The organism is Micromonospora sp. NPDC050795, assembly GCF_044456785.1.
GTDB lineage: Bacteria > Actinomycetota > Actinomycetes > Mycobacteriales > Micromonosporaceae > Micromonospora.
Genome location: NZ_JBITGE010000026.1, coordinates 25147 through 39293 on the forward strand (window position 1 = coordinate 25147; position 14147 = coordinate 39293).

The 14147-nt window shown below is 71.3% G+C and carries 11 protein-coding genes; 7 read left to right on the top strand and 4 right to left on the bottom strand.

Annotation, left to right across the window (positions count from 1 at the left end; all coding sequences use genetic code 11):
- Nucleotides 1-239 precede the first annotated feature (239 nt).
- Complete coding sequence (locus ACIBEF_RS22220; protein ID WP_112587412.1) at nucleotides 240-1211, bottom strand: aldo/keto reductase; 972 nt, start codon at nucleotides 1209-1211, stop codon at nucleotides 240-242.
- A 185-nt stretch (nucleotides 1212-1396) separates the two neighbouring features.
- Between ACIBEF_RS22220 and ACIBEF_RS22225 the strand changes: the two genes are divergently transcribed.
- The 6 genes from ACIBEF_RS22225 (at nucleotide 1397) to mshC (ending at nucleotide 6959) form a co-directional block, all read left to right on the top strand.
- Nucleotides 1397-2449 carry an LLM class F420-dependent oxidoreductase gene (locus tag ACIBEF_RS22225; protein ID WP_396795086.1) on the top strand — a complete coding sequence of 351 codons (1053 nt, stop codon included), beginning with the start codon at nucleotides 1397-1399 and terminating at the stop codon, nucleotides 2447-2449.
- Entirely contained in the window at nucleotides 2446-3282 is an 837-nt protein-coding gene (locus ACIBEF_RS22230; RefSeq protein ID WP_387353539.1) for an undecaprenyl-diphosphate phosphatase, read from the top strand. Before ACIBEF_RS22225 ends, ACIBEF_RS22230 begins: the two co-directional genes overlap by 4 nt.
- Before the next feature lie 110 nt (nucleotides 3283-3392).
- The gene (locus ACIBEF_RS22235; protein WP_396795087.1) at nucleotides 3393-4097 is read left to right on the top strand and encodes an MSMEG_4193 family putative phosphomutase; all 705 of its coding nucleotides are present in this window, start codon (nucleotides 3393-3395) and stop codon (nucleotides 4095-4097) included.
- Nucleotides 4098-4254: 157 nt separating this feature from the next.
- The gene (locus ACIBEF_RS22240) at nucleotides 4255-4839 is read left to right on the top strand and encodes a DUF3090 domain-containing protein (protein ID WP_357186688.1); all 585 of its coding nucleotides are present in this window, start codon (nucleotides 4255-4257) and stop codon (nucleotides 4837-4839) included.
- A complete protein-coding gene (locus ACIBEF_RS22245) occupies nucleotides 4836-5654 on the top strand; it encodes an SCO1664 family protein (protein WP_210821339.1) in 819 nt (272 codons plus the stop codon). Before ACIBEF_RS22240 ends, ACIBEF_RS22245 begins: the two co-directional genes overlap by 4 nt.
- A 66-nt stretch (nucleotides 5655-5720) precedes the next feature.
- Entirely contained in the window at nucleotides 5721-6959 is a 1239-nt protein-coding gene (mshC, locus tag ACIBEF_RS22250; protein WP_396795088.1) for a cysteine--1-D-myo-inosityl 2-amino-2-deoxy-alpha-D-glucopyranoside ligase, read from the top strand.
- 164 nt (nucleotides 6960-7123) lie between these two features.
- Here mshC and ACIBEF_RS22255 read toward each other — a convergent pair whose 3' ends face one another.
- The 3 genes from ACIBEF_RS22255 to ACIBEF_RS22265 all read right to left on the bottom strand — a co-directional run bounded on the left by ACIBEF_RS22255 (nucleotide 7124) and on the right by ACIBEF_RS22265 (nucleotide 10336).
- Nucleotides 7124-8335: an alpha/beta hydrolase family protein gene (locus tag ACIBEF_RS22255; RefSeq protein ID WP_396795089.1), complete on the bottom strand. Its 1212-nt coding sequence runs from the start codon at nucleotides 8333-8335 to the stop codon at nucleotides 7124-7126.
- Nucleotides 8336-8551: 216 nt separating this feature from the next.
- Nucleotides 8552-9343 (bottom strand): GntR family transcriptional regulator, encoded by a 792-nt coding sequence (locus ACIBEF_RS22260; protein WP_396795090.1) that lies wholly within the window; start codon nucleotides 9341-9343, stop codon nucleotides 8552-8554.
- A gap of 123 nt (nucleotides 9344-9466) precedes the next feature.
- Nucleotides 9467-10336 (bottom strand): PAC2 family protein, encoded by an 870-nt coding sequence (locus tag ACIBEF_RS22265; RefSeq protein ID WP_030332815.1) that lies wholly within the window; start codon nucleotides 10334-10336, stop codon nucleotides 9467-9469.
- Between the two features lie 276 nt (nucleotides 10337-10612).
- On the opposite strand from ACIBEF_RS22265, the gene metH reads away from it, so the two are divergent.
- Nucleotides 10613-14113 carry a methionine synthase gene (metH, locus tag ACIBEF_RS22270; RefSeq protein ID WP_396795147.1) on the top strand — a complete coding sequence of 1167 codons (3501 nt, stop codon included), beginning with the start codon at nucleotides 10613-10615 and terminating at the stop codon, nucleotides 14111-14113.
- Nucleotides 14114-14147 lie beyond the last annotated feature (34 nt).

Sequence of the window (14147 nt, forward strand, 5' to 3'; positions counted from 1 at the left end):
CGTTTGCCACCCCCTCCAGGGTGACCAACAACGCCGCCGCCACCGGTTCGCCCCGCCTCCATGCCACCCCGCGCCCACCCAACCCCTTCGCCGCGCCGATCTTGCGCTTTCTGTCGCGACAAAACAGTCACGTCGCACCATAACGGCAACAGAAACTGCAAGATCGACGCGCTGGCCCCCGGGCCGGCGGGGCCAGCCGTGACCCGGACCCAGGGGCCAGCCGTGACCCGGCCGCCCGGTCAGCCGTCGCGTTCGGGGTAGCCGACCGGCACCGCGGAGACGTCGTCCAGCGCGGTGGTGATCTCCTCGGGCAGGGTGATCCGTTCCACTGCGAGCGCGCCGAGCAACTGCCCGACCGTGCGCGCGCCGAGGATCGGCGCGGTCACGCCCGGCCGGTCCCGGATCCAGGCCAACGCCACCTCCAGCGGCGACACCCCCAGCCCACCGGCCGCGGTCGCCACCGCCTCCACGATGCTGGAGCAGCGCGGCTCCAGGTAGGTCGAGACGAACCGCTCGAAGTGCGGCGACGCGGCCCGGGAGTCGGCCGGACGGCCGTGCCGGTACTTGCCGGTGAGCACGCCCCGGCCCAGCGGCGACCAGGGCAGCACGCCGAGGCCGAGCGCGTCGCACGCGGGCAGCACCTCCCGCTCCACGCCCCGCTCCAGCAGCGAATACTCCACCTGGGACGCGACCACCGGCGCCCGCCCCGGCCAGGCGGTCTGCCAGGCGGCGGCCCGCGCGGTCTGCCAGCCGGAGAAGTTCGACACCCCGACGTAGCGGACCTTGCCGCTGGCCACCGCGTGATCCAGGGCGGCCAGGGTCTCTTCGAGGGGGGTGTCCGGGTCGTACCCGTGCACCTGGAACAGGTCGACGTGGTCGGTGCCGAGCCGGCGCAGCGACGCGTCCAAGGTGCGCAGCAGGTGCCCCCGGGAGCCGTCCCGGCGTCGGCCACTGCCGGGGCGCAACCCGGCCTTGGTGGCGATCAGCAGCTCCTCGCGGGGGACGAGGGAACCCAGCAGCGAGCCGATCACCGACTCGGCGTCGCCGTCGCCGTACACGTCGGCGGTGTCGATCAGGTTGCCGCCCGCGTCGAGGTAGCTCTTCAGCTGAGCGGCCGCATCGTCGGCGTCGGTGTCCCGGCCCCAGGTCATGGTGCCGAGCGCGAGCCGCGAAACCGCCAGCCCGCTTCGGCCGAGCGGTCGCTGTTGCATGGGTGAACCTTATTTCGAACCTGCCGCCACCGATATCCTCGCTCCCGTATCTCTGCCGGTTCTGCCGGTTCCGCCGCCCCGGGCTGCCCCATGGAGGGGGATCGTAAGGTGTCGAGCCGGTGATCGAGTCCGTTATCGGCATTGCGTAACCTGGGGCGACCTGTGCCACGGATGGGGGAGGACCAGTGCGACTCGGGCTCAGTCTCGGATACCAGACGGCGTGGAGCACACCGGCCGACCACCTGGCGCTGGCCCAGGAGGCGGATCGGCTGGGCTACTCGGTGGTGTGGGCGGCGGAGGCGTACGGCTCCGACTCGCCCAGCATGCTCGCCTGGATGGCCGGCCAGACCGAACGGATCGACGTCGGCGCGGCGGTGATGCAGATCCCCGCCCGTACGCCGGCGGCCACCGCCATGACCGCCGCCACTATCGACGCGCTCTCCGGCGGCCGGTTCCGCCTCGGCCTGGGCGTCTCCGGCCCGCAGGTCTCCGAGGGGTGGCATGGTGTGCGCTTCGCCAAGCCGCTGGCCCGGACCCGCGAGTTCGTCGACATCGTCAAGCTGGCCATCGCCCGCAAGGAGGTGGCGTACGACGGCGAGCACTACACGCTGCCGCTGCCGGACGGCCCGGGCAAGGCCCTGCGACTGGGCTTCCACCCACCGCGCGAGCACATACCGATCTACCTTGCCGCGGTCGGCCCGAAGAACCTGGAGCTGGCCGGCGAGATCGCCGACGGCTGGCTGGCGGTGTTCTACGCGCCGGAGTTCGCCGAGGAGCAGCTCGCCTCGGTGCGCGCCGGGCGGGCCAAGGTCGGCAAGGAGTTGACCGGGTTCGACGTGGTGCCGTCGGTGCCCGTGGTGATCGGCGACGACGTGGCCTCCTGCGCCGAACTCGTCCGCTGGTACGCCGCGCTCTACGTGGGCGGTATGGGCAGCCGGCAGCAGAATTTCTACAACCAGCTCGCCACCCGGATGGGCTACGGCGACGCCGCCCGCGAGGTGCAGGACCTGTACCTGGCCAAGCGGCAGCGTGATGCTGCCGCCGCTGTGCCCATGGAGTTCATCGACCGCACCTCGCTGCTCGGCCCGAAGGAGCGCATCGCCGAACGGATGCGGGAGTACGCGGCAGCCGGGGTCACCACGCTGTCGGTGACCCTCTTCGTGGCCGACCGGGACAGCGGTGTGCAGACTCTGCGTACCGTCGCCGAGGCTCTCGACCTCTCGGGAGTCGGCGAGTGACCTGGGTCGAGGCCATCGTCCTGGGCATCGTCCAGGGACTGACCGAGTTCCTTCCGGTCAGCTCGTCGGGGCATCTGCGGATCACCTCGGCGATCTTCTTCGACCGTGACGCCGGCGCGTCGTTCACCGCGGTCACCCAGCTCGGCACCGAAGCGGCGGTGCTGATCTACTTCGCCAAGGACATCTGGCGGATCACCCGGACCTGGCTGGTGGGCATCCGGGACAAGTCGGTCCGCTCCAGCCTCGACTACCGGATGGGCTGGTACGTCATCGTCGGCTCGATCCCGATCGGGCTGTTCGGTTTCCTGTTCAAGGACCAGATCAAGACCGCCGGGCGCAACCTGTGGGTGGTGGCGACCACGCTGATCGTGTTCGCCTTCGTGCTGGCGTTCGCCGAGTACTGGGGGCGGCAGACCCGCACCCTGGAGAACTTCCGGATGAAGGACGGCATCGTGATGGGCTTCGCCCAGGCGATGGCGCTGGTCCCCGGTGTGTCCCGCTCCGGCGGCACGCTCACCGCCGGCCTCCTGCTCAACCTGACCCGGGAGGCGGCGGCACGGTACTCGTTCCTGCTGGCCATCCCGGCGGTGGTGATGTCCGGGGTGTTCAGCCTCGGGGACGTCTTCGAACCGTCCGCCCCGGGCACGTCAGTGCCGACCGTGGCCCAGACGATCGTGGCCACCCTGATCGCGTTCGGCATCGGCTACGCGGCCATCGCCTGGCTGCTGCGCTACGTCGCCCACCACACCCTGTACGTCTTCGTGCTGTACCGGGTCGCGCTGGGCACCCTGGTCCTGGCCCTGCTGCTGACCGGCACGATCGACGCCACCTGACCGATCTGCCGACGGCCCTCGTCTGCGCCCGCGGGTGGGGACGAGGGCCGCAGTCGTCAGGTCGCCGCCCGCGACGGCCCGGCCCGGGGGGCAGGTCATAGGGTGGTCCCGTGGCGACCCTTCTGCTTCTGCGACACGGCCGTACCACGGCGAACGCCGATGGCGGCCTGGCCGGTCGGCAACCGGTCGAGTTGGACGACACCGGGCGCGCGCAGGCCACCGCGGTCGGCGAGCGCCTGCGGGCGGTGCCGTTGGCCGCCGTGGTGACCAGCCCGCTCATCCGCTGCCGGCAGACCCTGGAGCTGGCGCTTCCGCAGGCCGCCCCGGTCGTCGAGGACGGGCTGATCGAGTGCGACTACGGCAGTTGGGAGGGGCAGCCGCTGAAGAAACTCGCCAAGGAGCCGCTCTGGCCGGTGGTCCAGCAGCACCCCAGCGCCGCGGTTTTCCCGGGTGGCGAGGCGATGGCGGCGATGGCGGCCCGTGCCGTGGCGGCGGTGCGGTCCTGGGACGCGCGGGTGAACGCCGAGCACGGGCCCGAGGCGGTCTGGTTGGCGTGCAGCCACGGCGATGTGATCAAGGCCATCGTCGCGGACGCGCTCGGCGTACACCTGGATGCCTTTCAGCGGATCGTGGCCGACCCGGCGTCGGTGACGGCGATCCGGTTCACGCCGCTGCGTCCGTTTCTGGTGCGACTCAACGACACCGGTGGCGACCTGGCGGCGCTGGTGCCGCCGCCGGCCAAGCGGCGTCGGCGCGCGAGCCGCGTGGCCGACTCGGACGCGGCCGTCGGCGGCGGAGCGGGTGCGTCGCGGTGAGGCCCGTCACGACACCACCCCCGGCCGGGGCGTCCGCGCAGGCCGAAACGGCCGCCACGCCCGGGTGTAACCCCTGCTACACCGGGCGCGCCGTCGCTGTGGCGATTCGCGTCGGTGGGGTGCGCGATGCCAGGGCGGGCCGGATAGGGTCGTGGGTATGACCCACCAGGTGCACGCCTTCGAACCGCCGGAGCGGTTCGTCGCCGGGACTGTCGGGCCGCCGGGGGAGCGCACGTTCTTCCTGCAGGCCCGCGGCGGCGGCAGGCTGGTCAGCGTCGCGCTGGAGAAGGTCCAGGTGTCCCTGCTCGCCGAGAAGCTTGAGGAGTTGCTCACCGAGGCGCAGCGTCGCTTCGGGGTGGACCTGCCCGAGCTGGCACCGGTGATCGGCGACAACGAGCCGCTGGACACTCCGGTCGACGAGGAGTTCCGGGTCGGGACGCTCGGGCTGGCCTTCGACGTGGACACCGCGACCGTGGTGATCGAGGCGATCGCGGCGGGCGAGGTGGAGCCCGAGGTCGAGCTCGGCGACGAGGACGACGACGACGAGGACGACGACGAGGACGAAGAGCCGGACGAGGACCTGGATCGGCTCCGGGTCCGGCTCACTCCCCAGGCGACCCGCCAGTTCATCGAGCGGGCCCGGCGAGTGGTCAACGCGGGCCGGCCACCGTGCCCGCTCTGCGGCCAACCGTTGGACCCCGCCGGGCACCTCTGCCCGCGGCACAACGGTTATCACCGGTGACCTCGTCCGGCCTCCAGCCTCGCCAGGACGGCGACGCCGCGCTGCGGCTGCTGCGTGACGGCGTCCTCGACCTGGAGGGTCGGCTGGTCGACGCGTCGAACACGACGCTGCGCGGCATCCTGACCCTGGACGGGTTGACCGCCCGGTGCGTCTACAAGCCGGTCCGTGGCGAGCGCCCTCTCTGGGACTTCCCCGACGGCACCCTGGCCGGCCGGGAAGTCTCGGCGTACCTGGTCTCCCGGGCCACCGGATGGGACCTGGTGCCGCCCACGGTGCTGCGCGACGGCCCGTTCGGCCCCGGCTCCTGCCAGCTGTGGATCGACGAGCCGGAGGACGCCGAACCACTTGTCGGTTTCCTGCCCGCCGGGGAGTTGCCGCCACGCTGGATCCCGATCGCCGCGGCCCGGGACGACGACGGCGCCGCGTACGCCCTCGCCCACGCCGACGACCCACGGCTGGCCCGGCTCGCGGTGCTCGACGCGGTGCTCAACAACGCCGACCGTAAGGGTGGTCACGTGCTCGTCGGTGCCGACGACCGGATCTACGGCGTGGACCACGGGGTGAGCTTCCACGTGGAGGACAAGCTGCGCACGGTGCTCTGGGGTTGGGCCGGTAAGCGCCTGCCCGCGGACGCCGTGGAGATGCTCGACGCGCTGGCCGGTCAGGTCGCCGGTGCGCTCGGCGCGGAGTTGGCCGACCATCTGACGATCAGCGAGGTGGCCGAGGTGGCCGCCCGGGTCGACCGGCTGCGCGAGACCGGCAGCTTCCCGCAGCCCCCGGAGGACTGGCCGGCGATGCCCTGGCCGCCCATGTGACCCGCTGTCATCTTGATCACCCGTGGGGCGCTCCGGCGTTGCCGGCGGGCTGGCTAGGCTGATCCCATGGAGTCTTGGGCGGGACACGAGGTGCCACGGCTGCCGGGCAGGGGCGAGCCACTGGCGTTGTACGACTCGGCGCGGCAGGGTGTCCACCCAAGTGAGCCGGCCGACGCGGGCAGCATGTACGTCTGCGGCATCACCCCGTACGACGCCACCCACCTCGGCCACGCCGCCACCATGATCACGTTCGACCTGGTGCAGCGGATGTGGCGTGACGCCGGCCGCCCGGTGCGCTACGTGCAGAACGTCACCGACATCGACGACCCGCTGCTGGAGCGGGCCGCCCGCGACGGCGAGGACTGGGTGGTCCTGGCGATGCGCGAGACGGCGCTGTTCCGGGAGGACATGGAGGCGCTGCGGATCATCCCGCCGGCGCACTACGTGGGTGCCGTCGAGTCGATCCCGGACATCGCCGACAAGGTCGAGGTGCTTCTCAAGGACGGTGCCGCGTACCGGCTCGACGACGGCACCGGCGACGTCTACTTCGACATCTCCGCCACGCCCCGCTTCGGCTACGAGTCGAACCTGACCCGCGAGCAGATGCTGGAGATCTTCCCCGAGCGCGGTGGCGACCCCGACCGGGCCGGCAAACGGGACCCACTGGACCCGCTGCTGTGGCGCGGCGCCCGCGAGGGCGAGCCGTCCTGGCCGGGCGGCGAGCTGGGCCCGGGCCGCCCCGGCTGGCACATCGAGTGCGCGGTCATCGCGCTCAACCTGCTCGGTGACCGGATCGACGTGCAGGGCGGCGGCAACGACCTGCTGTTCCCGCACCACGAGGCCTCCGCCGCGCACGCCGAGCGGCTCACCGGCCAGGCGCCGTTCGCCGAGCACTACGTCCACGCCGGCATGATCGGTCTGAACGGCGAGAAGATGTCCAAGTCCCGCGGCAACCTGGTCTTCGTGTCCCGGCTGCGCGCCGACAAGGTCGACCCGATGGCGATCCGGCTGGCGTTGATCTCCGGGCACTACCGCAGCGACCGCACCTGGACCGACGACCTGCTCACCGCCGCGCACGAGCGCCTGGACCGTTGGCGGCGGGCCGCCGCCGCGCCCGCCGGGCCGTCCGGGGCCGAGCTGCTGGCCGAGGTACGCGCACGCCTGGCCGACGACCTGGACACTCCCGGAGCCCTCGCCGCAGCCGACCGCTGGGCCGAGGCGACCCTCACCGGTGCCACCGACGACCCCGAAGCGCCCGCTCTCTTCGCGACCACTGTCGACGCCCTCCTGGGCATCCGCCTCTAGCCCCTCGCAAGCCCCGCCCCGCTCGCGTCGATCATGGAGTTGTGGTGGGCGATAAGCGGTGCTGTGCCCCTTACGCGGGGCGCCACGACTCCATGATCGACAGAGGCTCTGGTGGCCGCGTCACGGAATGAACGCCACCTCGGGGAAGGACCGGCTGGGGCCGTTCAGTAGGTGGCCGCCCCGGTGCCGCAGGTGCAGGTCGAAGAACGCCAGCGGGTACGCCTGCCCGATGCGGACCGCGCGGGCGGGGTCGAGCGTGCCGACCCACGCGCGAGTTCCTCGTCGCTCATGCCGATGAGCTTCGCCAGTTGCGGCACGAGCCACTGGTTGTCGCCGTAGGACGAGTGGATCGCTTCGGCGGCCTGGATGTTGAGTCGCCATCCCCGCAGGTGCGTGAAGAACTCGGCGACGGCGGGCTCCGCGGCCCGGGTGTACTCCGCCGTCATCAGCATGAACGGCCGGTACAGGTCGGTGGTGGGCATCGGCTGCGACACCATCGGGGCGTCCAGGCTCAGCCCCGCCCGGACCCGTCGGTCGGTGCCCATGGTCAGGGCCGTCGCGGTGCCGCCCTTCGACCAGCCGAACATGCCGATCCGACTGAGGTCGAGGGCGGCACCCAGCCCGGTCGGCAGCGGCGCGTGGTCGACGTCGGGGTTGCCCCCGGCGGCGAGGTCGCAGATCTCATCGAGGGCGAATCGGACATCCCTGGTGTAGGTCCACGGGGTGGAATCGAAGTCTTCCTCCTGAATGGTGACCCGGCCGTCGGGGAATTCGCTGAACCCGTCGTACGTGTGGTCCACAGTGACCACCGCGTACCCGTGGCTGGCGAGTTCCTGCACCACGATGGTGGTGTCCGAACGGTGGCTGCCAGCGCCGTGCGAGTACAGCACCACCGGCAACCGCCGGCCCGGGTGCCGCACCGGGGCACCCTCGTGCCCGGCCGTCAACGGCGCCAGCGCGGCGTGGGGGTCGAAGCCTGCGGATTCCAGCAGCACGCGCATCGAGGCGGCCGTCATCCACGGGGAGCGCGGGTAGCGCCGCTCGTCGTTGCGGGCGGGGTACCAGACGCTGACCATCAGTTCCCGATACCGCCCCGGCCCCGCCAGCGGTTCCGGCCGCGACCGGTCGACCAGATGCAGCGGCACCACACCCACGCGGTACGGCCCGGTCGGCCGGGGGAGAGTGAGCCGGGCCGGGCCCGCATCGGCGGTTGCCGTCGGGGCGCGGCCGGCGATGCCCAACGGTACGCCGGCCCCGACCGCCAGCGTGGCTCCGACAAGGCCACGGCGCGTGATCCTCCGTGTACCAACAGGTTTCACGGTTGGCATTGATCCTCCCCTGGGTTGCTCGACGCCGGAACCGGGCCGCCCGGCCATCGATATAACCGCAGTATATATACCGAGTGTATAGATGCAACGACGGCGACGCGTCTCGGCAACGGGTGAGAGCTCTCAGAGGCCGCCCTGGCGCGCGCCGATCGCCCCGATCTTGCAGTTTCTGTCCCAGTAAAAGGTGTAGAACAGGCAAAAGCACGACCGAAAGCGCAAGATCGCCGAGCCGAGCCGAGCCGAGCCGAGCCGAGCCGGGGCTGGCTAGCCCAGGACCAGGCCGGGGTCGGGTTCCGGGTCGGGGGTCGGGCCGGGGATCTTGTACTCCTCGGTGAGGGTGGTCATCGGGCCGGGCCAGGTCGCCTGGGAGACCTCGATCGGCTTGCGGTGCGCGTCGTACGCGACGTGCAGCAGGTGCAGCACCGGGGTGTCCGGCCGGATCTGGAGGGTTTCGGCCTCCTCCCGGCTCGGCTGCCGGGCGCTGATCGTGTCGGTGGCCGAGACGTACCGTCGTCCGGTGGCTTCCTCGGCCTCCTGGTAGAGCGGCCGGCCGAACGCCTCGGTGCGCTCCAGTGAGGTGCCGGCGGTGTCGCGGGGCAGGAACCAGGAGGTGCCCACCTCGACGGGGGAGTCGTCGGTGCGGACGAGGTGCCGGCGGCAGAGCAGGTTGGTGCCGTCGGAGACGCCGAAGGCGTCGGCCACCTCGGCGGGGGCGGGGGCGTGCCCCACGGAGACGAGCTGTTGACGGTATCGGGCGGCCAGGTCGGTGTGGTAGCCGCGGTAGCCGCCGTACCGGCCTCGGGAGAGGCGGTTGAGGCGGCGGCGGGTGCCCCGGACGTACGTACCGGAGCCGGGTTTGGTGATCAGGATGCCTTCGACCCGCAGTTGGTCGACGGCGCGTTGCACGGTCTGCTTGGCGACGCCGAACATCTCGGCGATGGCCGGGATGGACGGCAGCCGCTCACCCGGCCCCCAGTCTCCGCGCCGGACCTGGGCCTTGAGCTGCGCGGCGATCTGTCGGTGCGGGAACTCGGCGGCCCCGGGATTGATCTGCACACCCGCCTCCTTGATCACATCTAGGTTCCTAGGATGCCCTAGGGGGTGTGTCGGCGCTACCCCGGACACGCGAAAACGGGCCCCCGGACCACAAAAGGTCCGAAGGCCCGTAGCGAGAACGTGCTACCAGGAACCGGCGGTGGGGCCGGCCGAACCGCCCCGGCGGCGCAGGTACTTCTCGAACTCCTGGGCGATCTCGTCACCGGTCAACGGGGTGATCCCCTCGTCGCCGACCCGCTCTTCGAGCTCGCGGACGTACTCGCCCAGCTCGGCGTCCTGCTCGGCGGCGCTGCGCACCCGCTGCTCCCACTCGGCGGACTCCTCGGCCAGGTCGGCCATCGGCACCGGCAGGTCGACGACCTCCTCGACCCGGTGCAGCAGGGCGAGGGTGGCCTTCGGGCAGGGCGGGTTGTTGGCGTAGTGCGGCACGTGCACCCAGAATGAGACGGCGTCCACCTCGGCGCGGGTGCAGGCGTCGTGCAGCACGCCGACGATGCCCGTCGGCCCGTCGTAGCGGGTGGGGGTGAGCTGGTAACGCTCGGCGGCCTGCGCATCGGAGGCGCTGCCACTGATCGGCAGCGGCCGGGTGTACGGCACGTCGGCCAGCAACGCGCCGAGCAGCACCACCCGTTCCACCTCCAGGCTGTGGCAGATCTCCAGCACCTGCTCGCAGAACGTCCGCCAGCGCATGCTCGGCTCGATGCCGCGGATCAGCACCACGTCACGGTCGGTGCCCTCCGGGCTGGCCACCATGAACCGGGTCGTCGGCCACTCCACCCGCCGGGTCTCCCCGTCGGCCATGGTGATGGTGGGCCGGCTGACCTGGAAGTCGTAGAAGTCCTCCGGATCCAGCTCGGCGATCTGCCGGGCGTTCCAGACCTGCTCCAGGTGCTCGACCGCGGCGGTGGACGCGTCGGCGGCGTCATTCCAGCCCTCGAACGCGGCGATCGCCACCGGGGACCGCAGCACCGGCAGTCCGTCGAACTCGGTCACGCCGTCACCTCACCCTGCTCGTCGCGGCTGGCGCCGGGACCGCGCCCGGTCGTCATACCGTGTGGCACGGTGGCGTCCCTGTTGTCCTTCACGTCCGCCAGCCTACGTGCAGGGCGAGGGTGCGGCCCGTCGGCCGCGCCGGTCGGCCGCTCCGGCAGCAGGTCATACCCGAACGAACCAGGCAGCGTGATCCCCGTGACACAATAGGGGATAGCACGTGGATGGTCGTGGAGTCCGGCGGAATCGCACTAACCTGAACGGGTGCGGACTTCATTGATGGATGTGCTGGCTGATCGCATTCTCATCGCCGACGGCGCGATGGGCACGATGCTTCAGGCCGCGGACCTCACGCTCGACGACTTCGACGGGCTCGAGGGGTGCAACGAGATCCTCAACGTCACCCGCCCGGACGTGGTGCGCGGGGTGCACGACGCCTACCTGGCCGTCGGCGCCGACTGCGTGGAGACCAACACCTTCGGGGCCAACCTCGCCAACCTCGCCGAGTACGACATCCCGCACCGCATCCGCGAGCTGTCCGAGGCGGGCGCCCGGATCGCCCGGGAGGCCGCCGACGCGGCCAGCACCCCGGATCGGCCCCGGTTCGTGCTCGGTTCGATCGGGCCGGGCACCAAGCTGCCCACCCTCGGGCACGCCGCCTACTCGACCCTGCGCGACGCCTACCAGGAGAACGCCGCTGGTCTGATCGTCGGCGGCGCGGACGCGCTGATCATCGAGACCTGTCAGGACCTGCTCCAGGTCAAGGCGGCGGTGGTCGGGTCGAAGCGGGCGATGGCCGAGCTGGGCCAGACGGTGCCGATCATCTGTCACGTGGCGGTGGAGACCACCGGCACCATGCTGGTCGGCAGCGAGATCGGGGCGGCCCTCGCCGCGATCGAGCCGCTCGGCGTGGACCTGATCGGGCTCAACTGCTCGACCGGCCCGGCCGAGATGAGCGAGCACCTGCGCTACCTGTCGCAGCACTCCCGCATCCCGCTGTCGGTGATGCCGAACGCCGGCCTGCCGGTGCTGACCGCCGACGGGGCGTACTTCCCGCTGACTCCCGTGGAGCTGGCCGAGGCCCTGGAGCGGTTCATCACCGAGTACGGCGTGGGGCTGATCGGTGGCTGCTGCGGCACCACCCCGGAGCACATCCGGGTGCTGGCCGAGCGGTTGCACGGCGTCACCGCCCCGGCCCGGGAGCCGCGGCACGAGGCGGGCGTCTCCTCGGTCTACCACCCGGTGCCGTTCGCCCAGGACGCGTCGGTGCTGATGGTGGGGGAGCGGACCAACGCCAACGGCTCGAAGGCGTTCCGGGAGGCGATGCTCGCCGGCGACTGGCGGGCCTGTGTGGAGATCGCCCGCAGCCAGGCACGGGACGGCTCGCACCTGCTCGACCTGTGTGTGGACTACGTCGGCCGCGACGGCACGCAGGACATGCGGGAGCTGGCCGGTCGGTTCGCCACCGCGTCCACCCTGCCGATCATGTTGGACTCCACCGAGCCGAACGTGGTGGAGGCCGGCTTGGAGATGCTCGGCGGCCGCTGCGTGGTCAACTCGGTGAACTTCGAGGACGGCGACGGCCCGGAGTCCCGGTACGCGCGCGTGATGCCGATCGTCCGGGAGCACGGCGCGTCGGTGGTGGCGCTGCTCATCGACGAGGAGGGTCAGGCCCGTACCCAGGAGTGGAAGGTCCGGGTCGCGGCGCGGTTGATCGACGACCTGACCGACCGGTGGGGCATGGACCGCGCCGACATCCTGATCGACGCGCTGACCTTCCCGATCGCCACCGGGCAGGAGGAGACCCGCCGCGACGGCATCGAGACGATCGAGGCGATCCGGGAGATCTCCCGCCGCTACCCGGGCGTCAACTTCACCCTGGGCATCTCGAACATCTCCTTCGGGCTGAACCCGGCGGCCCGGCAGGTGCTCAACTCGGTGTTCCTGCACGAGTGCGTGCAGGCCGGCCTGACCTCGGCGATCGTGCACGCCAGCAAGATCCTGCCGATGTCGAAGATTCCCGACGAGCAGCGCGAGGTCGCCCTGGACCTGGTGTACGACCGGCGACGCGAGGGGTACGACCCGGTGCAGCGTTTCCTCGAGCTCTTCGAGGGCGTCGACGTGACCAGCGCCCGCGCCAGTCGCGCCCAGGAGTTGGCGGCGCTGCCGCTCGACGAGCGGCTCAAGCGGCGGATCATCGACGGTGAGCGCAACGGCCTGGAGGCCGACCTGGACGAGGCGATGGCCGGCGGCCGATCCCCACTGTCGATCATCAATGACATCCTGCTGGACGGCATGAAGGTGGTCGGCGAGCTGTTCGGCTCCGGCCAGATGCAGCTGCCGTTCGTGCTCCAGTCCGCCGAGGTGATGAAGACCGCGGTGGCCTACCTGGAACCGCATATGGAGACCGCGGAGGACGGCGGCAAGGGCCGCATCGTGCTCGCCACCGTGCGCGGCGACGTGCACGACATCGGCAAGAACCTGGTCGACATCATCCTGTCCAACAACGGCTACGAGGTGGTGAACATCGGCATCAAGCAGCCGATCAGCGCCATCCTCGACGCCGCGGAGCAGCACCGCGCCGACGCGATCGGCATGTCCGGGCTGCTGGTCAAGAGCACTGTCATCATGAAGGAGAACCTGGCCGAGATGGCCACGCGCGGGGTCGCGGAACGCTGGCCGGTCCTGCTGGGTGGGGCGGCGCTGACCCGCGCGTACGTCGAGGACGACCTGCGGTCGACGTTCCCCGGGCAGGTGCACTACGCGCGGGACGCGTTCGAGGGTCTGTCCCTGATGGACCGGGTGATGACGGCCAAGCGCGGCGGCGCCCCGGTGATCGACCCGGAGCGGGAGGCGGCTCTCGCGGCCCGGCGGGCGCGCCGGGAACGGCAGCGCTCGATGGTCACCACGTCGCTGCCGGAGCTGCACGACTCCTCGGTCCGCTCCGACGTGGCCGCCGACGTGTCGGTGCCCACTCCGCCGTTCTTCGGCACCCGGGTTGTCAAGGGTGTGCCGATGGCCGACTACGCGGCGCTGCTCGACGAGCGGGCCACCTTCTCCGGGCAGTGGGGGTTGCGCGGCGCCCGGGGTGGCAGCGGACCCTCCTACGAGGAGCTGGTCGAGACCGAGGGCCGGCCGCGGCTGCGGTACTGGCTGGACCGGCTGATCGCCGACCAGGTCCTTGAGGCAGCCGTGGTGTACGGCTACTTCCCCGCGTACTCCGAAGGCAATGACCTGGTGGTGCTCGACGAGAACGGGCATGCGGAGCGCGCCCGGTTCTCCTTCCCCCGGCAGCGGCAGGAGCGGCGGCTCTGCCTGGCGGACTTCTTCCGGCCCCAGGGCGACCAGCTCGATGTGGTCGCGTTGCAACTGGTCACCGTCGGCCAGCCGGTCAGCGAGTACGCGGCGAAGCTGTTCGCCCGCAACGAGTACCGCGACTACCTGGAGGTGCACGGCCTCTCCGTGCAGCTCACCGAGGCGCTCGCCGAATACTGGCACCAGCGCATCCGCGCCGAGATGACCCTGCCCGACGGCCGCCCGCTGGGGCACGACGACCCGGCCGACCTGGCCGGCATCCTGCACAACGACTACCGGGGCTGCCGGTACGCGTTCGGCTACCCGGCCTGCCCCGACCTGGAAGACCGGGCGAAGATCATGGATCTGCTCGGCGCGGACCGGATCGGGGTCGAGCTGTCCGAGGAGTTCCAGCTCATGCCGGAGCAGGCCACCGACGCGATCGTGGTCCACCACCCGGAGGCCAACTACTTCAACGCCAAGTAAGGCCAGTGGGTGAGGAACCTGCTCTGAGCTGCGC

Bases quoted from the DNA above. Each gene is read 5' to 3' on its own strand.
- ACIBEF_RS22240 (WP_357186688.1), top strand. From the start codon at position 4,255: ATGACCCACCAGGTGCACGCCTTCGAACCGCCGGAGCGGTTCGTCGCC.
- mshC (WP_396795088.1), top strand. From the start codon at position 5,721: ATGGAGTCTTGGGCGGGACACGAGGTGCCACGGCTGCCGGGCAGGGGC.
- ACIBEF_RS22220 (WP_112587412.1), bottom strand. From the start codon at position 1,211: ATGCAACAGCGACCGCTCGGCCGAAGCGGGCTGGCGGTTTCGCGGCTC.
- ACIBEF_RS22255 (WP_396795089.1), bottom strand. From the start codon at position 8,335: ATGGCCGGGCGGCCCGGTTCCGGCGTCGAGCAACCCAGGGGAGGATCA.
- metH (WP_396795147.1), top strand. From the start codon at position 10,613: ATGGATGTGCTGGCTGATCGCATTCTCATCGCCGACGGCGCGATGGGC.